Annotated in this window: 15 protein-coding genes; 4 read left to right on the forward strand and 11 right to left on the reverse strand. The window is 59.1% G+C overall.

The window, feature by feature from the left end; genetic code table 11:
- Positions 1-4: 4 nt before the first annotated feature.
- A complete protein-coding gene (locus ACTJLB_RS26345) occupies positions 5-1,120 on the reverse strand; it encodes a glycosyltransferase family 4 protein (protein WP_440784993.1) in 1,116 nt (371 codons plus the stop codon).
- A 45-nt stretch (positions 1,121-1,165) separates the two neighbouring features.
- The gene (locus tag ACTJLB_RS26350; protein WP_027804711.1) at positions 1,166-3,484 is read right to left on the reverse strand and encodes a polysaccharide biosynthesis tyrosine autokinase; all 2,319 of its coding nucleotides are present in this window, start codon (positions 3,482-3,484) and stop codon (positions 1,166-1,168) included.
- A 1,124-nt stretch (positions 3,485-4,608) separates the two neighbouring features.
- Between ACTJLB_RS26350 and ACTJLB_RS26355 the strand changes: the two genes are divergently transcribed.
- Positions 4,609-5,490 (forward strand): GlxA family transcriptional regulator, encoded by an 882-nt coding sequence (locus ACTJLB_RS26355; protein WP_440785051.1) that lies wholly within the window; start codon positions 4,609-4,611, stop codon positions 5,488-5,490.
- A gap of 104 nt (positions 5,491-5,594) precedes the next feature.
- Positions 5,595-6,617 (forward strand): ATP-grasp fold amidoligase family protein, encoded by a 1,023-nt coding sequence (locus tag ACTJLB_RS26360; RefSeq protein ID WP_440784995.1) that lies wholly within the window; start codon positions 5,595-5,597, stop codon positions 6,615-6,617.
- A gap of 124 nt (positions 6,618-6,741) precedes the next feature.
- Here the strand turns inward: ACTJLB_RS26360 and ACTJLB_RS26365 are convergent, their stop codons facing one another.
- The gene (locus ACTJLB_RS26365) at positions 6,742-8,064 is read right to left on the reverse strand and encodes a hypothetical protein (protein WP_440784997.1); all 1,323 of its coding nucleotides are present in this window, start codon (positions 8,062-8,064) and stop codon (positions 6,742-6,744) included.
- A gap of 1,608 nt (positions 8,065-9,672) precedes the next feature.
- On the opposite strand from ACTJLB_RS26365, the gene ACTJLB_RS26370 reads away from it, so the two are divergent.
- Positions 9,673-10,677, forward strand: a complete 1,005-nt coding sequence (locus ACTJLB_RS26370) for a hypothetical protein (RefSeq protein WP_440784998.1) — start codon at positions 9,673-9,675, stop codon at positions 10,675-10,677.
- Between the two features lie 64 nt (positions 10,678-10,741).
- Here the strand turns inward: ACTJLB_RS26370 and cyoD are convergent, their stop codons facing one another.
- From cyoD to araD, 8 genes are all read right to left on the reverse strand, one after another.
- Positions 10,742-11,074 carry a cytochrome o ubiquinol oxidase subunit IV gene (cyoD, locus tag ACTJLB_RS26375; RefSeq protein ID WP_440785000.1) on the reverse strand — a complete coding sequence of 111 codons (333 nt, stop codon included), beginning with the start codon at positions 11,072-11,074 and terminating at the stop codon, positions 10,742-10,744.
- On the reverse strand, positions 11,075-11,683 hold the full coding sequence (gene cyoC, locus ACTJLB_RS26380; protein WP_087754342.1) for a cytochrome o ubiquinol oxidase subunit III: 609 nt from the start codon (positions 11,681-11,683) through the stop codon (positions 11,075-11,077).
- A 3-nt stretch (positions 11,684-11,686) separates the two neighbouring features.
- Positions 11,687-13,702, reverse strand: a complete 2,016-nt coding sequence (gene cyoB, locus ACTJLB_RS26385; protein WP_087754343.1) for a cytochrome o ubiquinol oxidase subunit I — start codon at positions 13,700-13,702, stop codon at positions 11,687-11,689.
- Positions 13,703-13,705: 3 nt separating this feature from the next.
- Complete coding sequence (cyoA, locus tag ACTJLB_RS26390) at positions 13,706-14,599, reverse strand: ubiquinol oxidase subunit II (protein WP_440785002.1); 894 nt, start codon at positions 14,597-14,599, stop codon at positions 13,706-13,708.
- Between the two features lie 349 nt (positions 14,600-14,948).
- Complete coding sequence (locus tag ACTJLB_RS26395; RefSeq protein ID WP_440785003.1) at positions 14,949-16,022, reverse strand: LacI family DNA-binding transcriptional regulator; 1,074 nt, start codon at positions 16,020-16,022, stop codon at positions 14,949-14,951.
- Positions 16,023-16,152: 130 nt separating this feature from the next.
- A complete protein-coding gene (locus tag ACTJLB_RS26400) occupies positions 16,153-17,481 on the reverse strand; it encodes an MFS transporter (RefSeq protein WP_392394436.1) in 1,329 nt (442 codons plus the stop codon).
- Between the two features lie 88 nt (positions 17,482-17,569).
- Positions 17,570-18,304, reverse strand: a complete 735-nt coding sequence (locus ACTJLB_RS26405; RefSeq protein ID WP_440785005.1) for a ribonuclease activity regulator RraA — start codon at positions 18,302-18,304, stop codon at positions 17,570-17,572.
- Positions 18,305-18,322: 18 nt separating this feature from the next.
- Positions 18,323-20,113: an L-arabinonate dehydratase gene (gene araD / locus ACTJLB_RS26410; RefSeq protein WP_440785006.1), complete on the reverse strand. Its 1,791-nt coding sequence runs from the start codon at positions 20,111-20,113 to the stop codon at positions 18,323-18,325.
- Positions 20,114-20,323: 210 nt separating this feature from the next.
- Here araD and ACTJLB_RS26415 point away from each other — a divergent pair, with 210 nt between their 5' ends.
- On the forward strand, positions 20,324-21,169 hold the full coding sequence (locus ACTJLB_RS26415) for an IclR family transcriptional regulator (protein ID WP_440785007.1): 846 nt from the start codon (positions 20,324-20,326) through the stop codon (positions 21,167-21,169).
- Positions 21,170-21,207 lie beyond the last annotated feature (38 nt).

Here is a 21,207-nt window from a genome sequence, read left to right on the forward strand (position 1 = left end):
TGCGCTAGCCCGCCGACGCGCGGGCCGGCACGCCCGTCAACTGCACGCCCGCCTGCCCTTTGAGAATCTCGAGCACGGTTTGCGCGGTCACGTCCCAGCGAAACTCGCGCGCACGAGCGAGTCCCATTGCCCTATAACGTTGCCGCAATACGTCGTCTGTCATCATTAGAGAGATCTTCGCGGCAATGTCGTCCGCCGATGTTGAGTCGCAATACATCGCCGCATCTGCGCAAACCTCCGGTATGGAGGTCAGCGACGATGCGACTACCGGACAGCCGCAATACATGGCCTCGAGCGGAGGCAGGCCGAAGCCCTCGTACAGCGACGGAAAGATAAGACACCCGGCGTTTTCATAGAGTGCCTTCAGCTCGCCGTCAGTGACGAAACCAGCCCACACCACTCTTTCCGATTGCGGTTTCTCTTCAGCGAGTTCGCTATTGAAGATGCGCGCATTCTTGCCGCCGACCACTACGAACTTGACGTGGTCGAGATGCCCGAGCTTCTCTATCGCTTCCAGCACGCGTTGCAGGTTCTTGCGCGGATCGAGACTTCCGACCACGACGCAATAGGCGTCCTTGACGAGATTGAGCCGCTCGATCACCGCGGGGTCCGAGGTAACGCGGTCCAGGTGGTCCGCAGCGGGACTCACTACTGCGACTCGCGATTCGTCGATCTTCAGGTGGTGGCAGATCCGCGATCGGGAGAACTTCGACACCGTCAGAATCATCGGCTGCATTCGTGGCAGTATGAAGAAACAGAGGCGGTACCACAGTACGAATTTTTTGGAGAACCCGCCCGGCACGTCATACACCGCCATGTCGTGGAGCATCACCACCTGCCGGCGTTTCAACACCGGGTTCATGTTGCAGAGGTTGACGAGCCTGACGCCTCTCGCGGCAATGGGCAGTGTGATCTGTTCCCACAGCGTGCCGCGAAGCCATGGGAAGCGTCGCTGCCATCTCAGCAGCGCGCCCGGCTCCTTTGCATCGCGCGGCACGAATACCTCGAGCTTCTCGCCCGGCGGAACCCGCATTTGCATCGCTCTCGTCAACTCATACGCGACTCTCTGCACACCCGTGACCGGCTGCGAAGTGAATTTACCGTTGATTGCAAACGCCATCTGCTTCTCCGTTTTGCGAGTTCATCGAACGACGTAGCAACTCGCTCACGTTCGCAGGGATCCACTGGTTGCGTCGGCATCGCCATAGTCGCTCGCATAGTTGGTTGCATAACCGTAGGTGCGAGTACTGCGTCGAAGCGGAATACCGTTGAACACCGCACCGGCGATGCGGCCGTCCGCGCGCTCCATCTTCTTCACGGTGTCCTCGATCTCTTCCTCCGATTGCATGCCCGAGCGCAACACGAGTAGCGATGCACCCGCTTCGCTCGCAATGATCGACGCGTCGGTGACCGCAAGGAACGGCGGCGTATCGAAGATCACCAGATCGAACTGCCCGCTCAGACGTTCCAGCACTTCCTTGAAACGCGGCCTTGCGAGCAAGGCGGCTGGATTGTCAGGGCGCGAACCGCACGACATGAATGAGAGACCGTCGATACCCGTATGACGCAGCGCATTGCGCAGTGGCATACGGTCCGAGAGAACTTCGGAAAGACCGCCACGATTGTTCTGATTGAAGAGCGATGCGAGATGGCCGCGACGCATATCGGCATCGATCAGAAGAACTCGCGCGCCGATCTCGGCCTGCAGCGTCGCAATGTTGGCCGCGACAAAGCTCTTCCCCGCCGATGGAGTCGGCCCAATCACCATCAGAATGTTGTTGCGTGAATGCGCGAGATCGCGTGCCAGCGAAGTGCGCACTGCTCGTAGCGCCTCCACAGAAGTATCGTTCGGGAAGCGTTCAGCAAGCACCTTGGTGCCACCGCCTGCCACCTGAATTTCTGGCACGCCGCCCGTGGCTGGCTGAGGCAGTCCTGCGCGCGCGGCAGCACCCGGCAGCGATTTCGCGCCGGCATTCGTTCGATCGAGCAACAACTGCTGCTGGCTGAACAGGATCTCGCCGAATACCGGCACGCTCATTCGGCGTTCGACATAACGCGGATCCGTTACGCCCGTCAGCACATGTCGGCGCATGAAGACGAGGACAACGCCGGATACGAGGCCGAGTACGAGACCGCCAGGAAGCACCAGAATCGGCTTCGGTTTAACCGGACGATGCGGCGTGATCGCTTCGTCGACCACGTGCGCTCCACCAGTGGTACTTGCACGCCGCACCTGCAATTGCTCGGCCTTCTGCACCATCCCCAGGTAGATCGTTTCCGCCACCTTCTGCGCGCGAATCAAATCGACGCTCGAACGTTCGGACGCGGGCATACCGTTGAAATGTCCATCGAAGCTCGCCTTTGCGTTCTTCAGTTGCGCAAGCTGCGTGTCGACGCTTTGTACCCAACGGCTCTGCGGCGTATAGCGCTCGAGCAATTGCGTGCGTTGCAGCTGGAGCGTTGCGATTTGCCGGTCAATGTCGAGGCCGCCTTGCAAGTAGGCCTGCGCCTCTGCTGTCGGCTGCATCGACTGGGAATTGGCCCGGAATGCCTTTAGCGCTTCTTCGGCTTTCCTCAGGTCTGCGAGCAGGCGAGGAAGTTCTCCGTTGATGAACGCGAGCGTGGTGGTGTCGTTGAGTTGCCGGCTGGCAATCGCCGTCGCCAGGTATTGCTGGCCCAACGCATTCGCGACTTCAGCAGCCTTCGCCGCGCTTTTGTCGGTGTACTCGATCTGAAGAAGACCGGAGTCTTTGACCTTGTCGCTAACCTTGATGGTTGCGTCGAAACGCTTGATTGCGTCCACCGCATTCCACCGCACTACCGTGAATTCGGTGCCCGGGCGTGCGACAAGTTCATCCACGCGCATTGAAATGCCATTGCTGGACACCTGTTTGCCGATAACGCCATGGAGGAATACCTGATCTTGCGGCCCGCGCAATTCGTAGGTATTGTCCTCTCCAGCAACCAGCGTCATTTTTTCTTCTTCCAGATCTTTGGGAACGTCAAGCGTGCCGATCTTTACCTGCTCGCCTCCCCATGCGTACGACTTGAGTCCAAGCCATGGCCGGGATGGCTCACCAGGCGTCGCAAACTTCTCTGCAATGTCGCCGAGCAGCGGTAGCTTGTGCGGCGTCACGGAGACGTCGAACCGGAATCGTTGGATCACTGGCTCGAGCACGGAGCGGCTGCGCATGACTCCCATTTCCGTCACGGTAGACGGTGCGGGCGGAGGCAGGTTCTCCTGGTTCTGGAGTGCAAGACCGAGCGCATTCGGTTCGGGCGGATCTACGCGAATGAGTACATCCGCGGAATAGATCGGGGACGCGATGAGCAGATAAGCGGCGGCCAGGCTGACCACGACGACCGTGGTAAGTACGATCTCCCAGATATGGTCGCGCATTAGACGCAACATGGCACTGGGGCTTAATTGGCCGCGCTCTGTACTGGCAGTCGCCGGGAGCGAATTCAGAGGATAGTAGTCCACCGGTTTGATCCTTCCATGTTTGATGGGCACAGTAATGAGTCGACACCGCCTGGCTCAACCAACGGTCCGCGGCTCCTGCCGTCTCTGACAGGAACGCATATGGCGTAGGCCCGACGTTTGATCGGGGACTACGTCATGGTTTGCCAAGCCAAGTGGCTGTCCACCTGCTTGAATTGATCAAAGGCTGCGCCGTTGGCAACACGGCTCGCCCCCGTCTCCAGACTTTCAATCCCCCAGATCACGAAGCGATACGCTTGACACCGCGCTCCGCGTTTAATTCCGTACTACAAATCGTTAGCTTTTTATTACACCAGAGACCGACCTACAGTCGACTTCGCAAAGCGCGGTCCGGCCCCGGACTCATGTGAGCGATGCCTCGTCGTACGTCGTCAGTGCAAAGCACTTAAAGACACGGCAATTACTACACCTCAATCAACTTCTTTACGTGACAAAGGTGAAGAAATTGCGCATTGCTGGCATTCGATAGCGCCTACCGGGGCAACCGCTACTTTTCTACAGATGCTGCAGTGAAGCATAGCGTCGGTTGGAATGAGTGCATCACCCGGGGCGTAAATTCGGGTGCTAATGGCCGATTCCGTGGAAGAGATCACCACGCAACACACAATTTAGAAAGTGTTGTAGCTATCTGCAATGGATGTAACAGAGTGATACCGCTCCGCGCATTCAGCGTTATGCGCCATTTGTGTCTCTTCTCACGGGGCCGATCCAGCGCTGCCGGCGTGAAATACCTCTAAGCCTTCTCCCACGGGGCTTTGAAGGCAAAGACCGCTCTTTTGCCCTGCAAACGCGCATTCGTTCGTTCCAGCAATTGTTGCTGACTCGGACAGGCTTTCGTATGCCTTTATTCAGGCGCACAAGGTAAGTATTTCTCCAATCCTCCGAATTGCGCCAAAACACCATCGATTACCGGCCACCATCGCCAGGGTCATTTGAGTACGCTAATCTCGACACGTAGGCAGTGATTCACCCTGTTTGGAGAACTAAGCGTGACGACTTCCACCGATTTTCTCAGGTCGTACATTGATGCGCACCGGACCAGTCCAAAGGCTGCAACACGGAAAGCAGCGAAACACATTGGGCTCTTAGTGTCCCAGGAATGCTCCATGGCGACTGCTGGATCTATCGGCGACGCATTCCGTCTGGCAAACGAATTGTCAGAAGACACAGCACCCGGGTCTCCCTATTCGCTTTCAGTACTCTCTGAAAGCGGCGGGCTCGTAACCAGTTCGTCTGGCATATCGATCTGGACCCAAAGTATCGAGCGCCATCGGCTCGGCGAATTCCACGCGTTGTTCGTCGCCTGTCGCGACGCGGCGAGGGCGTTGGAATCCAACGACCGTCTGCTTTCATGGATAGCCCGTCAAGGCTCTATTGCATCGTTCGATATCCAGCAAGGCGCCAACATGGTCGTCATTTGCAAGGATCCGATGCATTCCACAGTGCCGATCTTCGTATTCGACGACGCTCCGACGACGACGCGGACCAGCAGTGCCACGCCGACAGACCTCGCCCTTGCGCAGATCGAACGCGACCTCAGTACCGAGATCGCCCGAAAGATTGCCGACATGCTGCAAACGACCTACGTCGAGTCAGACAAATTCGAACTGGACGATGCGAGCATTACCACCACGACAGAGAAGATTCGCGAGTCCGCGCGTTGGATCAAGGAGAACTACAGCAATCCGATCTCCGTGGCAAAGGCTGCGGAGTGCGCGGCCATGAGCAAACGAAACTATCAGCGCCGTTTCAAATTCGAGTTCGGCATGACTCCGCTCGAATACCTGCTGCGCACCCGTTTTGAAGTCGTACGCGCCATGCTGCGCAACACAGATTTGCCGGTAGACAAGATTGCCCGGCGGTGCGGAATGGGCGACGGCAATCGCCTCGGCCGCCTATTCAAGGAACGCTACGGCATGTCTCCCACGCAATTCCGCGCGCAGCAGCGCCTGGAAGTGACAGAACGATGCGTCGCAATCGACGACTGACGGTCCGGCATCAACACAGCCAGGCGGCGCGCGGTTGAGAGACCGCGCCGCCCGGCTTTGCGCGCGCATCGAGCGTCGCCAAGCTATCAGATATGGAACAGAAAATGACAACCACCAAATCTGCGCGGTTCTCCAACGAAGCCGGTACATCTACCCTGCGGGGCAGGAAAGCCGATATGTCGGAAGACGACATACCCGACGACTGGCTGCTCTCGCACGACGCCGCAAAGCCAGCGCAACCGCGTAGGCAATCGAGCGTTAGAAGACTCAAGGAAGCGGCCAAATCGATGCTGCCGGCGCCCTTGTTTCTTAGTCTGCTGCATCACAAGGAGATTGGCCGCTACCCGAACCTGCGTCGGCCCACCACCTTCAACGAAAAGATCCTGCAGAAGAACTTGCGGCCGGATCCATGGTTCGTCGAGTTGACCGACAAGCTCACGGTCCGTGAGTACGTCGCGAAAAAGCTGGGCGAGAAGCACGTTATTCCGTTGCTTTCCGTCCCCGACGCTTTCACGCAAGAAGTATTCGATGCTCTGCCGAATGCGTTCGTCATGAAGGCAAATCACGGCAGCAGCTATGTGGAGGTTGTCAAAAACAAGTCGGCAACTTCATTCGAACAGTTGCGGGACCTCGCAAACTACTGGCTGTCGCTCGACTTCTACAAGATTGCTCGTGAAAGGCACTACCGCAAGATCAAGCCACGCATCTTCTTCGAGCAGTTGTTACTCGACAGTAGCGGCAACATTCCCGCCGACTACAAACTGCACTGCTTCGGCGGGCGTAGCGGACGACCGATCATCTACATCCTGGTGATTTCCGACAGATTTGGCGGGAACACAAGAGGCGATGTGTACGACGTCGATTGGAACCATCTCGACATAGCAATCGGCTATTACAAACGCAGTCCGGTGCCGGCACCCCGCCCCGAGAACCTCGATGCCATTCTGCAAGCGGCCACGAAGCTCTGTGAAGACTTCGACTATGTTCGCGTGGATCTGTATGCACCGGATAACCATGTGTACTTTGGTGAACTAACGTTTACGCCGGGAGCAGGTGTTCTGCCCTTCACGCCGGATAGCACCGATTACGACTGGGGAAGATTGGTTCCGGACACGTTCTGCCGCTGATGTCGGACAGTCGCAACTGTCCCAGCACGGACCACTTAGTAGCCATCAAATGCAAAATGAACCCGGCCCCATCCTGCAAGCAGGCGGGAACCAGGTTCATTAACCGATAAGCGGCAAAGCGCGCTCAGGTGTCGGCGTGGCTCGACGTAAAGCTGGTGAATGCGTTGTACGGCGCGTCTATCGGTGTGCCGTTGATCATGATGCCGTAGGTGTTGTTCCCGCTATCCAGCACGTAGTACATGACCGACTGAATGTTGTGCGTCTTTCGTGCGCCGTAGAATGCGGCAAGCCTGTCCGAGATGTAATTTCCGCGGTAGCTCTCCGAGCGCTCCGGACCTGCGTTCCATTCAGTGACGATAAGCGGCACGCCATAGCGGGCCTTGCAGTACGTTGCAAGGTCGAAGCCCGGACCTGCGCCGTCGGTCCCGATGTTGAACAGGTCGCCATAGACTTCGTAATTGTGCCAAGTCGTAATGTCCCAACGTACCTGCGGATGACCACCGCTGCCGTCGGGTTGCCTGCCGTCCCATAGTGCGTCGGCTGCACCGACGTCTGCAACGCAGAAATTGATGCCGCACTTCGCGGACGACTGCACCGACTTCACACCGTCGATCATTCCGCGCATGACGCCGCGCATGACAGGCCAGTTCGCATTGTTGAAGTCGCTCGCCTTTGAGCCGGCGTAGGTGAAGTCCATCACGGTCGCGTCTTGGCGCGTCAACTCGTTACCGCATTCGTAGATCGTCACGCCGTAGGGCTTCAACGCATTCGCGACAGTCGAGCCGACGGAGTAACCGCGGCTATACGCGGTCGACTCACTTCCGATCACAGCGCCGCTTGCGTCATATACACCCTCGTCGATCAACACGAGCAGCGTGAGTCCTGCCGACTGGAAAGCCTGCGCGAGCTTGACTACAGCATTCAATTGCCTCGGATCGTCGGATACGCCAACGCGGTAGCTCGTGCAATTCATGGCCTTCAGAATCGACACAACCTTCTCGGGCGTGTACGTATAGTCGTAGTGGCCATTCATGCCGTAGAAGCTTCCTGGAACAGGAGCGACGTCGATGCGCGGATCGTTACAAGGGAGCCATTGCTCTGCGACATCCGCGTTCACGAAGAACTGACCGGCGGTGCCGCAATGCCAGATCTTGCCGCCATACCAGAGCACAAGCGACACGTTGTACGTATTGCCAACGGTAGAGCCGTTTCTGTAGATCACACCGTTGGCGAGCGTCCATACGTCGCCGGAGCTGTCGGTGATAGAAGAGGCCGAAGGGATGACCGTTCCGTTCGCGGATGCAGCGGCAGCTTTCGCCGTTGGGCTTGCGGAAGCCTTGGCTGCCAGACTCGCGCCGCCGTCTTCACCGCCGCCACCACAGGCGCTCAAAAGATAGCTACCGGCAAGGGCCGTCAGGCCTCCAAGAAATTGTCGTCGTTTTACCATGTTTGTTTTTCCCACTGTCGAGAAAGTCTCGATAAAAAAGCCGAAGATGAGTTTTTGAAGTTCAGCAGAGTTGTTTTTAAACAGCTCTTATTAATTCGTTGTGCTTAACGATCCAGAATGACGTGTGATATCGCCAGCAACCGCTGTAATTGCAATCACATTGCCAAAGACAACGTGGACTAACATGCTCAGGCAAACAGACAAAGCTGCGCCTATCGCGATGCGCTCGACGCCGCGATACTTAATGAACCATCTGGAACGACCGCTGCGGCACATTCGCCGCTGGAACACGTCGCATTGCCGCGCAAACGTTTAACCAACAGAACGCAATTGACTGCACTGCTCGGAAAGTTGTTCGCTTCCATGCCGCGACAGGGGTAAATCGTACCCGCTTATGTCGGGTAGGTCACATGGAAAATAGTCGTTTTCGGCCAAAAAGCACGATCCTTTCCGTGAACTTCGCATTTCGCAAAAATTTCTGCTTTCTGATGATGATCGGAAGATTAGATGGATAGCACGTCGGGCAAGCTGACCCCGGTAAGAAGTTTCGTTTTCCATGTTCCTTGCAGTAATAGTTTCCCAATCAACCGGGCGACGCGAGAGAGGCGGGAAATTTCTTCTTAAATCAGACGATTGCAGCCCGAAGAACATCATGGTTCGGTTTGCACACGGATGGAAATTTCCTCTTTCAATCTTCGTAAGAAATTTCCTTTCTCGTGGTTTACGCTATTCCGCTTTGATTTCCCGGCGCTCGGGACGAAAGGGCCGCCCAAGGCAATGCTCAACCGGGAGGTGTGGCGACTCACTTTACGAAGGATCTAACGCAGCCAAAATATCTCGATGCGCAGTTACCGCGCCGCGATTTAGATTTAACGCTGTGGTAATCCAGATTAATTCATCAAGCGTCTAGTTTTAATCTCGGACACGGATCCGCGCGAAATCAAATCATGACGATCCCTGCCCTGACCTTTTCGAAAATCGCGCTGATCTTTAGCGCATCGTCACGTGTAAACAGCGTGTAGACACCACGGCGATGTCAGCCCAGGCGCTGTACCGCGCCTCGCGAACTTTGCGCAGGAGAAAAGCACGCTGTATATAGAGGCCGGGCTCGTCCGCTGGCCCACCGTTCAGCGACATTGCAGAGCGCACAGGCTGGCGCGTGAACATGCTGCTGGCGAGCACGACCCAGAAAGAGTAGCCAGACAAGACACGTTAGCCGGTTCGCCAAGTTCGCGAAATTGAATGTGCGCGCAACCAGCTGTCAGACGCAGCAACTACTCGGCTACAAGCCAACAAAAGCCAACAAAAGCCAACTTGCCCGCCGAGACAAATCTCGGAGAACATTTCGCAAGCCAGGACGATGCAGCGCGAAGCCTTGCGACACAGCCGACAGCACGCGGCTAAAGCTTTTGCAATGAATGGCAGACGAGCGCTACACGAGGCCCATCTATGAGTGCGCCAGCACACGTAGAGGGCTATCACGCAGCGCTCGTGTTGAGCGTCCGGAGCGGATGAGGCCGGACACCTCGATCGCCGCGACCATTTCTCCTTGCACCGCGGCTGATCACAAGCTACCTTCCTTGTAAGTACTCTGCTGACTATCGGATAGTGTCCGCGAATCGATACCGCAAGCATCACCTTGCTCCGTTGTCGGCGATTCTGTTCAGCGCCCTGGCGGGCCTGTCGCCGCACGCGCACGCACAGGAATTCTCGCTGCTGGCCGGACCGCTCTTTAGTGCGGGCACGAATACCTATTCATGGAGCGCCAATTATCGCGAGGGCTTGGGACGATACGCGGCATGGAGTTTTTCATGGCTCAACGAAGGCCATCTGCCCAACCATCATCGCGACGGACAGGCACTCCAGGCGTGGGGACGCCTGCCGTTATGGAACGACCGGCTCGAGCTGTCGGCGGGCGCCGGGCCATACCGGTACTTCGACACGACCGCGGCGAGCGCCGGAGGCGACTATTCCAACACTCACGGCTGGGGCGTATTGGGGAGTCTGCGCGCCGCCTACTACTTTGACCGACGCTGGATCGCCCAGGCGCAATTGAACTACGTGCATGCGTTCGGCGGCCCGGACACCACCGCGTTGATGTTCGGCGTCGGTTATCAACTCGAGGCGTCGGGTGAGCCGGGGCCACGTCAACGGCCGGTGTCGCGGACGTCGAATGTCACCGGTAATGAACTCACCATCCTGTTTGGCAAAACGATCCTCAACAGCAACGAGTCGGAATCGAGCAGCGCAGGAAGTCTTGAATATCGGCGGGGATTGTGGCGCTATGTCGACGTGAGCGCGTCATACATTCACGAGGGCGGGCATATTCAATCGCGCCGCGACGGTGTCGCGGCGCAACTGTGGGCTACTCGCGCATTCTTTGGCGACCGCCTCGCATTGTCGGCCGGCGTTGGTCCGTACGTCGCGATCAAGCAGACCGACAACGTTCCGCAAGACCGCACGGGCGACGGTCGCGTATCGGCGCTCTTCGCCGTGTCGGCGAGCTATCGCTTCGGATCTCGCTGGCTCGCTCGTGTCAGTTGGAACCGCATAGTGACTCGTTACAACCGCGATACGGATCTGATCGAGGGCGGTATCGGCGCGCGGTTTTGAGGGCTTGTACGAAGCAGCCAGCGAAGCCAGGCCGCTTTATACATGGATGCGCAATCCCAACGGACTACCGCGACATCATGTTCATACTGACGTTATGCATGACCCACATCGTGCCGCCGATCAGGAACAAGGCGGCTAATGCCGTATAACCGAGCGCCATGACGTTCCAGCGTTGTCCGGCCGACATGTCGATGTGCAGGAAAAACACCAGATGCACGACGATCTGCACGAAGGCAAGAATCGATAACGCGATCATCGCCGTCTGCGCCGGGAAAGTGCCGCGCATTACGAGCCCGAAGGCAGCGGCGGTCAACACCACGGACAGCAGGAATCCGCCAACATAGCCGCGCATGCTGGCGTTGCCCTGCTGCGCCGGAACTGATTGCATATGAGCCATTTACAGCACGCTCCCGAGGTAGACAAAGGAAAAGACGCAGATCCACACGATGTCGAGGAAATGCCAGAAAAGACTTAGGCATGTGAGACGCGTGATCTGGCGTTCCGACATTTTCGGACTCCGCATGATCTGCACGGCCAGCACCGCCATCCATACGAGGCCCACCGTAACGTGCAGTCCGTGCGTACCCACCAGCGTGAAGAACGACGACAGAAACGCACTGCGGGAAGGTCCTGCGCCTTCGGCGATCAGGTGCGAGAACTCGCGCATTTCCAGAAAGAGAAACGCAAGACCGAGCACGAAGGTCACCGCAAGCCAGCCCAGGACGGCAGCGGACTTACCGCGCCGGGCGCCTAGCATCGCGAAGCCGTAGCTGATGCTGCTCAACAGCAGCGCGGCAGTCTCCACCGCGACGCCGCCGATGTCGAACAGATCCTTGCCCGACGGGCCGCCCGCGAACTGATGCGACATAACCGCAAACACGGCGAATAGCGATGCAAACAACACGCAGTCGGTCATCAGATACAGCCAGAAGCCGAACACCGTATCCGACGAACCGTGGTCATCGTGTGCGCCGTGGTGCGTCACGGAGATTGTTTTCTGCGACATCGATCAGGCCTCCACAGCTTCGAATTCGCGGCTCTGCACCGCAGCGGCCGCCGGGCCACGCTTACTTTCGATTTCCCGCACGGTGTCGGCGGAGATGTAATAGCCGTCGTTGTCGCCAAAGCTGCGTGCAATCAGCGTGGCCACAATGGCCAGCAGTGCCGCGACAGCGAGCCAGGTGATGTGCCAGACGCCGGCAAAGCCGAGCACGAGACTGAACAAACCGATGAGCAACCCTGCACTGGTATTGGACGGCATGTGAATGTCCTGATATGCCTGATTGGCCGGAGCTTTTGCGAGTCCGCTTGTCGTCTCCTTCATGTGAGCGTATGCGTCGAGTTCGCGCACCGTCGGAATGATGGCGAAGTTATAGACCGGCGGCGGCGACGCGGTCGCCCATTCGAGCGTACGGCCGTTCCAGGGGTCGCCCGTTACGTCGCGGTACTCGGGTTTATTGCGGTTTGCCACGCTGACCCATACTTGCGCCACCTGGAAAACCACGCCGACCGCGATCAGAGCTACTCCGCATGCAGCCGCAATCATCCACGGATGCCACGCCGGGTTGTCGTAGTGGTTCAGACGTCGAGTCACACCCATGAAGCCCAGCACGTAGAGCGGCATGAACGAAGCATAGAAGCCCACGAACCAGCACCAGAAGGCGCACTTGCCGAGCTTCTCGTTCAGCTTGAAACCGAATGCTTTCGGGAACCAGTAGTGGAACCCTGCGAGGTAGCCGAAAACCACGCCGCCAATGATCGCGTTGTGAAAGTGTGCAATCAGAAAGAGGCTGTTATGCAGCACGAAGTCCGCGCCAGGAATCGCCATCATCACGCCGGTCATGCCGCCGATAGTGAACGTGATCATGAAGCCGATCGTCCACAACACGGGCGCGGAAAACTCGAGTCGCCCGCGGTAGATCGTGAACAGCCAGTTGAAGATCTTTACACCGGTTGGAATGGCAATGACCATTGTCATAATGCCGAAGAATGCATTGACGTCCGCACCCGAGCCCATCGTGAAGAAGTGATGCAGCCAGACGAGAAACGCGAGGACCATGATTGCGCACGTTGCATAGACCATCGTCCGGTAGCCGAACAACGGCTTCTTCGAAAAGGTCGCAATGACTTCCGAATAAATGCCGAACGCGGGCAACACCAGAATGTAGACCTCGGGGTGGCCCCATGCCCAGATCAGATTCAGGTACAGCATTGCGTTGCCGCCTGCTTCGTTCGTGAAAAAGTGCATGCCCATGTAGCGGTCGAGCCCGAGCAGCGCCAAAGCCACCGTGAGAATCGGGAACGTGGCCATGATCAGCACGTTCGAACAAAGCGCCGTCCACGTGAACACCGGCATTTTCATCAGCGTCATGCCGGGAGCGCGCATCCGCACGATAGTCACGAAGAAGTTGATGGCCGTAATCAGTGTGCCCACACCTGACAGTTGCAGACTCCATATGTAGTAGTCCACCCCGACGCCCGGACTGAATTTCAACTCCGACAATGGCGGATACGCGAGCCAGCCGACCTGTGCGAATTCGCCGATCACGAGCGACAGATTCATCAGGATCGCGCTAATCGCGGTCATCCAGAAACTGAGCGAATTGAGGAATGGAAACGCGACATCGCGCGCTCCGATCTGCAGCGGCACCACCAGATTGAACAGGCCAACCATCAGCGCCATTGCCATGAAAAAGATCATGATGACGCCGTGAGCCGTAAAGATCTGATCGTAATGGTGCGGCGGAAGATAGCCTGGAGAGTGATACGCCAGAGCGAGCTGAAGACGCATCATGACCGCGTCGACGAAGCCGCGCACGAGCATCAGCACCGCGACCACGATATACATGACGCCGATCTTCTTATGATCGACGCTCGTCAGCCACTCGTGCCATAGCCATTTCCATTTGTGGAGCCGTGTCAGTGTCGCGACCACGGCGAGCACCATGACGATCATGAGAGCGCCCGCCCCCATGATGATGGGCTGATCGAACGGGATCGCGGAGAGTGTCAGATTTCCGAGCATATGCTAACCCCTTGTGCGGCAATTGCTGTTCTGCAAATCGAGAACATTGCCGTTGTTGTACTTTGCAATGATGTTCGTGAAGACCTTCGGGTCCACCGTCGAGAAATAGCCGACCGGCTCCTTCTCGCTCGGTTGCGCCACCGAGTTGTACTCGTTCATATCGAGCCGGCGCGGCGAGGCCTTCACTTTTTCGACCCACGCATCGAACTGAGCGGGCGTGACGGCGAGCGCGCGGAACTTCATGTCGGAAAAACCTTTACCGCTGAAGTTGGCGGAGATACCGGCGTAATCGCCGGCATGGCCGGCTATCAGATGAAGTTGCGTCTGCATGCCCGCCATTGCGTAGATCTGGCTTCCCAGTTGCGGGATGAAAAACGAATTCATCACGGAATCGGACGTGACCTTGAAATCAACCGGTGTACCCACGGGGAACGCAAGCTGATTGACCGAAGCAACGCCGAGTTCCGGGTAGATGAAAAGCCACTTCCAGTCGAGCGCCACGACCTCGACCTTGATCGGCTTGACCGTCGATTCGATGGGTCGGTATGGGTCGAGTTCGTGCGTGGTATTCCACGTCAGAATTCCGAGGAACAGAATAATCAGAGTGGGAACGGTCCACACCACCGTTTCGATCGCGGTGGAATGCGCCCACTTTGGTGCATAGGTCGCGCTACGGTTGCTTGCGCGGTAACGCCAGGCAAAAACCAGGATCATGACGATCACCGGCACGACGACGATCAGCATGGCCATTGTCGCCGTACTGATCAGCGACTTTTCGGCCACACCCACGCTGCCCTTTGGATCGAGCACGTCGAGATTGCTGCACCCCGCAAGACACGCGACGAGTCCAGCCCCCACGGGTACCAACACCCGTTCAATGGTTTTCTTATTCACCATATCTGCCTGATTTCCATGGACCGATCTGGAACGCTACACAATGTTCTCGCCATGAAGACCAGACCAATTACTTCATGCGCGGTCGGATTTTAAGAGCGCCCACCGGCCTGAAACATGATCTCGGACAAGCTAAATCAAACAATGTCCGCATCGGCATTCGATGCACGTGCGCATGCACATGCGCAATAGTCGCGAGTGAGTGTATTTCTGATCCGCGTCAAGTATTGCGCGCTCGCGGCGGCTCGATTCGCCGCCTCGTCAATCGCAAAGACACCACAGGAAAGAGGCCATGACGGCCTGACAGGCGCCGCATATTCAACGGCGTGATGGAGATATTGCCGAAGCCGGATCAGGTCGTTGCGCGCTCCACGATCTGGAAGCCCACGTCGGTTATTTTGTTCTGCTCGGTGCCGGCCAGCCGGTCTAGCAGGCAGCGCGCCGCGGTCAGCCCGATCCGTGTACCGTCGACGTGCACAGAGGTAAGCTCGGGCGTCGTCTCGGTCGCGAACTCCAGATCGCCGAACCCGCAGATCGCCAGTTGCGACGGCACGCTCAGTCCCAATTGCCTGGCCGCGCTCAACGTTCCAATGGCGAGCAGGTCCGACCCGCAAAAAACCGCGTCGATATCGGGGGACTGCTCGACGAGCCGAGGCAATGCCGCCTTACCGAGTGCAACCGAACTAGGCGGCGCGACGAGTACTTCTGCGATGTCGTGAATGCCCGCCTGGGCGAGCCGCTCACAAAAGCCACGGCGACGCGCGAGCGCCCGTTGGTCGTTTGCCGACACGAGCCCGGGCTTGCGCACATTCCTTTGCAGGAAGTGCTCGGCCACCGCCGCGCCGATCCGGTAATGCGAGAAACCGACCAGCATGTCGATAGGCTGATCCGTCATGTCCCATGTTTCGACGATCGGAATGCCGACGTTCGCAAGCCGCTCGCGCAAGGAGTCGGTGTGCGCGACACCGGTCAGCAGCACGCCTTCGGGCCGCCGGCTCAGCACTGCGTCGAGCAACGCCTCTTCACTCGAATCGTCGTAGCCGCTCAAGGCGAGCAGCACCTGGTAGCCCGCGCGCGACATCGTCTCGCTGAAGACCTGAATCGTTTCCGAGAACAGCGAGTGGGCGATGGTCGGCACGATCGCGGCAATCAGCCGGGAGCGCGACGACGACAAGCCGCCCGCAAGCCGGTTCGGCACATAGCCGAGCTTTTGCACGACCTGGCGCACGCGTTCGAGTGTTTCGGGCGCGACCGTCGCAGGACTGTTGAAGACGCGCGATACCGTGATCGGGGAGACACCCGCTTGCGCCGCGACGTCGGTGATTCGCAGGCCTTTCGGGCCGCCGCGCATGCGTCTGGCGGGCGCCACCGCGTCGGGCAGATCGGCGTCGGCGGCAGCGGCAGCGGGCGGTTTCTGATTCGGCATGAGTGCTGACGGAAGTTAATGGATCGCGCGCCGTATTCTAAACTGGCTGAACCACGCGGACTTTCGCTAAATGGCGGCCGCCCGAACGCGGCTCAGTCAGACGCGCCGCATGGCAAAGCGTGCGCACAGTCTACTCAGTCACGGGAACAGCATGTTGCGCCCCGCGTGCGCCACTTTCGCGGCGCAAGATCAACAGCGTAATGACAGCGAACACGAGCAGACAGGTCGCGGGAATCAGCATCGGCGCCTTCACGCTGCCCGTTGTCTGCCGAACCCACGGCACGAGATTCTGCGCGATGAAGCCGCCGATATTGCCGAGCGAATTGATCGCCGCGATGCCGGCTGCAGCACGCGCGCCGAACAGGAATTTGGGCGGCAAGGTCCAGAAGCACGGAATCAGCAGATACATGCACGGCGCGCCAAAGCACAACGCGATGAATCGCAGCGTGTTGGTCGGCAGAAACACCGCGCTCAGAAAACACACGACACCCAGCAGAGCCGAAACCAGCATCGCGACGATTGCGCGATTGCCGGCACCGCGCAACCTGGAAGGCAGCCACGCGAGCACGATGGTCGCCATCAGCCATGGAATGATGTTCAGCAGCCCGTTCGTCGTATTACTCACGCCGAAGCCTTTGACCAGCGTCGGCAACCAGTAACTCACGCCGTAAACCGAGATCGACAGCATCATGTAGTAGAGCGCCATACCGATCACGCGCGGCTCGGTCAGCACGCTGAGCAGCGAGCCGTGCGTCGCGACGCCCGACTTGATCTGCGCGCGTTCGGCGTCGAGCGTGTGCGTGAGCCACTCTTTCTCGTCGGCGGAAAGAAACTTCGCTTGTTTCGGCGACGACGGCAGCAGGAACAGCACGACGACCGTCAATAGAACCGACGGCAGCCCCGTGACGATGAACACCAGTTGCCAGCCATGCAGCCCTGCAATCCCGCCCTTGTCGAGCAGCCAGCCGCAGATCGGCGCGCCGACCATATTGCCAAGACTGCTGCCCACCGTGAAATAGCCGAGCATGCGCACACGATGCCGCGCCGGAAACCACAGCGTGAGGTAATAGATCACACCAGGATACAAACCGGCTTCCGATGCACCGAGGAGAAAGCGCAGCACGTAGAACATCGTGGCGTTCTGCGTGAAAGCGAGCAGTATCGTCACGACGCCCCACGTGAACATGATGCGCGCCATCCAGCGCGGCGCGCCGTACTTGTGCAGCATCACGTTGCTCGGCACTTCGAAAATGAGGTAGCCGATAAAGAACAGCGACGCGCCGAGCCCATAAGCAACCTCGGAAAGTCCGAGGCTTCCGAGCATTTGCAGCTTGGCAAAGCTGATATTGGAGCGGTCGATATAAGCGACCAGATAGAGCAGCCCCAGCAGCGGCATCAGGCGCAGCGCAAGGCGGTTGATCAGGCGCGATTCGGCGATTGCCGGTGTCGTGGTGCTCACAGCGTCTCCTGCGGCCGCGTTCGATGCGCGGACCTGTGTCCTGCGATAGATCAAGCGTGGATGATGTGTACTCAGGCGTCGCAGCGGCTCATTGGCGTTGTGCGCGCCATTGCGCATAAGCGGCCATGGTCTCTTCATTGGGCGGATACGTGCCGCGCAACGGCCGGCCTTCGTCGATCCGTTGAGCGATGAACGCCTCGAGCTGTTCCTGCTCGGCCGCATCGCTCGCGACATCGGCGGTCATCTCGCGCGGCACGATAACGACACCGTCCACATCCGCGACGACGATATCGCCCGGATAAACCGGCACGCCGCCACAGGCGATCGGCACATTCATATCGACGGCATGATGTTTCGCGAGATTCAGCGGCGCGCTCGCGCCCGCGCACCAGATCGGCAAGCCCAATGCCGCGATGGTCCCGCTATCGCGCACCGGACCGTCGGACACCATGCCCGCGACCCCGCGCTTAGCGAGGCGCAGCGCGAGAATCGAGCCCACCGACGCCACCGAGCGCTCGCCGCGGCAGTCCTGCACGAGCACACTGCCGACAGGCGCGGTCTCGACTGCCTTGCGTTGCGGATGGTCCGGGTCCTGAAACACGCCGACGTGATCGAGGTCTTCGCGCGCCGGGATATTGCGCAACGTGAACGCGGGCCCCACCAGATTCGGCGTGCCTGGTGCCGGTTTGGCGAGTGGTGCGACGCCTTGCAAAAACACGTTGCGCAAGCCGCGCTTGAAGAGTTGCGTGGTCAACGTGGCCGTGCTCACGTGCCTCAGTTGTTCGAGCGTCTCTTCGCTCACGACGATTTCGGATGCGGTCATCTCAGGGCTCCGGTTTGATTAGTGAATTTCGGGTTCGCTGCTTTTCGCACCCGGCGCATCGTGTGTGGTCGGCGCGCTTGGCGCGGCCGCTGTTTTCACCGGCTCTTCGAGAAAGTCGAAATCGCAACCCTTATTCGCCTGCAATACATGCAGTTGATGCATCACGCCGAAGCCGCGTTCGAAGGGAAGCTTCGGCGGCTGCCATGCGGCCTTGCGCGCACTCAGTTCTTCGTCGCTCACTTCCAGATGCAGACGCCGCGCGGCCACGTCGAGTTGGATCATGTCGCCGTCCTTCACGAGAGCAAGCGGGCCGCCGACAAACGACTCCGGCGCCACATGCAACACACACGCGCCATAACTGGTGCCGCTCATGCGCGCGTCGGAAATACGCACCATGTCGCGCACGCCCTGCTTCAACAGCTTCTGCGGGATCGGCAGTTGGCCCCATTCGGGCATGCCGGGCGCGCCCACAGGCCCCGCATGCTGGAGCACGATCACCGAATCGGCGGTGATGTCGAGGTCCTCCATGTCGATGCGCGCCGCCATATCCGCGTAGTCCTTGAACACCACGGCGCGGCCGCGATGATTCAACAGATGCGCTTCCATCGCCGCGGGCTTGATGACGGCGCCGTCCGGCGCGAGATTGCCGGTCAATACCGCGAGGCCGTCGCTCGCCACCACGGGATTGCCGCGCTTGCGGATCACATCGTCATTGAAAATTTCAGCGCCCGCGATGTTCTCGCCGAGGGTCGAACCGTTGACCGTCATCTGCGAGCCGTCGATCAGATCGCCGAGTTCCAGCAGCAGCGCGCGCAGGCCGCCGGCATAGAAAAAGTCTTCCATCAGATACTGACCCGACGGGCGCAGATTGCCGATCACCGGCGTGATGCGCGAAAGCTCGTCGAACCTTGCCGTCGTCAGGTCGATACCGGCGCGGCGCGCCACCGCCACGAGATGCACGATCGCGTTGGTCGAACCCGACATGGCCAGCACGGTGGTCACGGCGTTATCGAATGATTCCGCGGTGAGGATGTCCGACGGCTTCACATCGGTCCATACCATTTCGACGATGCGCTGGCCCGTCAGCGACGCGAACTGCGCATGCCGCGAATCGACCGCGGGAATCGACGAAAAGCCGGGCAACGTAAGACCGAGTGCTTCGGCAGCGCTCGTCATGGTCGACGCGGTGCCCATCGTCATGCAGTGCCCAGGCGAGCGCGCGATGCCGCTCTCAATGCCCTTCCACTCGTCTTCCGTGATCTTGCCCGCGCGCAATTCGGCCCAGTACTTCCACGTGTCCGACCCGCTGCCGAGCGTGCGGCCGTTCCAGTTGCCTCGCAGCATCGGGCCGGCGGGCAGAAAGATCGACGGCAGGTTCATGCTGATTGCGCCCATCAACAAGCCGGGCGTGGTCTTGTCGCAGCCGCCCATCAGCACGCAGCCGTCGAACGGATACGACTTCAGGATTTCCTCGGTCTCCATCGCGAGGAAGTTGCGGTACAGCATCGTGGTCGGTTTCTGGAACGGCTCGGCGAGCGTCATGACCGGCATCTCGACCGGGAAGCCGCCGGCCTGCCAGATGCCGCGCTTGACCTCCTCCACGCGTTGCTTGAAATGCGTGTGACACGAGTTGATCTCGCTCCACGTGTTGACGACGGCGATCACCGGCTTGCCCATGTAATCGGACGCGTGATAGCCCATTTGCGCAGTGCGCGACCGATGGCCGAACGAGCGAAGGTCGTTGACGCCATACCAGCGATAGCTGCGCAGCTGTTCCGAGGTTTTACGGTTCGCCACTGATGTCTCCATGGTAACGCTACCATCACGCCGCACGCACTGCCGACGGGTGGAGCTTTTCGGGATGAATGCGATGGTAGCGATACCATCATCGCCTGTCGCTCAGGGATATCACCGACACGACGCACGGCTGAGTGATTGACGGCGAAAAGCGATCGGAATAGCATTGTTCCATCTGACGAGTATCCGTTCTATCTGATAGAACAACACGGAGACGGACATATGCCTCGCAATAGCGAAACCGTGCGCGCCCCGCAAGGCGTCACGGCCAGTGGAATCGACGTTCTGGATCGTGCGGCGTCGATTCTCTTCGCCTTTCGCCGCGACGACGAACCGCTCACGCTAACCCAGCTGTCCGAGCGCACGGGGCTCTACAAGAGCACGCTCTCGCGGCTCGCGCAGGCGCTTTGCCATCACCAGCTTCTGATTCGCCGCGACGACGGCCGCTTCTGGATCGGATCCGCGGCAATACATCTAAGCGCCGTCTACGAGGCCGGCTTCGATTTGCGCGATGTCCTGCTGCCCGCGATGAAGGAACTCAGCACGGAAACCGGCGAGGCCGTCTCGTTTCATGTGCGCGAGCGCGATCACCGCGTGTGCCTCTACCGCATTGCATCGCGTCATTCGATTCGCGCGGAAGTGCAGCAAGGCGACACTCAGCCGCTCGAACGCGGTGCGGGCGGGCGCGTGCTGCTCGCGTTCGCAGGCGAACCGGGCGAGCCGTACGAAACGGTCCGCTCCCGCTACGTCTATCTGTCGATGGGCGAACGCGATCGCGAAACGTCGGGCATCTCGGCCCCTGTGTTCCGCCTTGGCCAGGAACTGGTGGGCGCGCTCGGCATTGTCGGGCCGTCCGCACGCATGGGCATGGAGGAAATGGAGCGTTACCGCCCGCGCCTGCTGGAATTCGCGGCGCGCGTGACGAGGGCGCTAGGCGGCGACCCCGAGCCTTTGCTCGAAGCGGCTTCACTTGACGCGGCCCCTGCAAACGCGCCACTTGAGCATCAGTCATTGGACGACGGGCATTCCGGCGCCTCGGGACGGACTCAGGCGAACGAGAAGGCCTAGGTAGTCACGCGAAAAATCCCGTCATACCGCATTTTATT

The sequence above is a fragment of the Paraburkholderia sp. 22098 genome (assembly GCF_052045935.1).
In the GTDB taxonomy this organism is placed as follows: domain Bacteria; phylum Pseudomonadota; class Gammaproteobacteria; order Burkholderiales; family Burkholderiaceae; genus Paraburkholderia; species Paraburkholderia caledonica.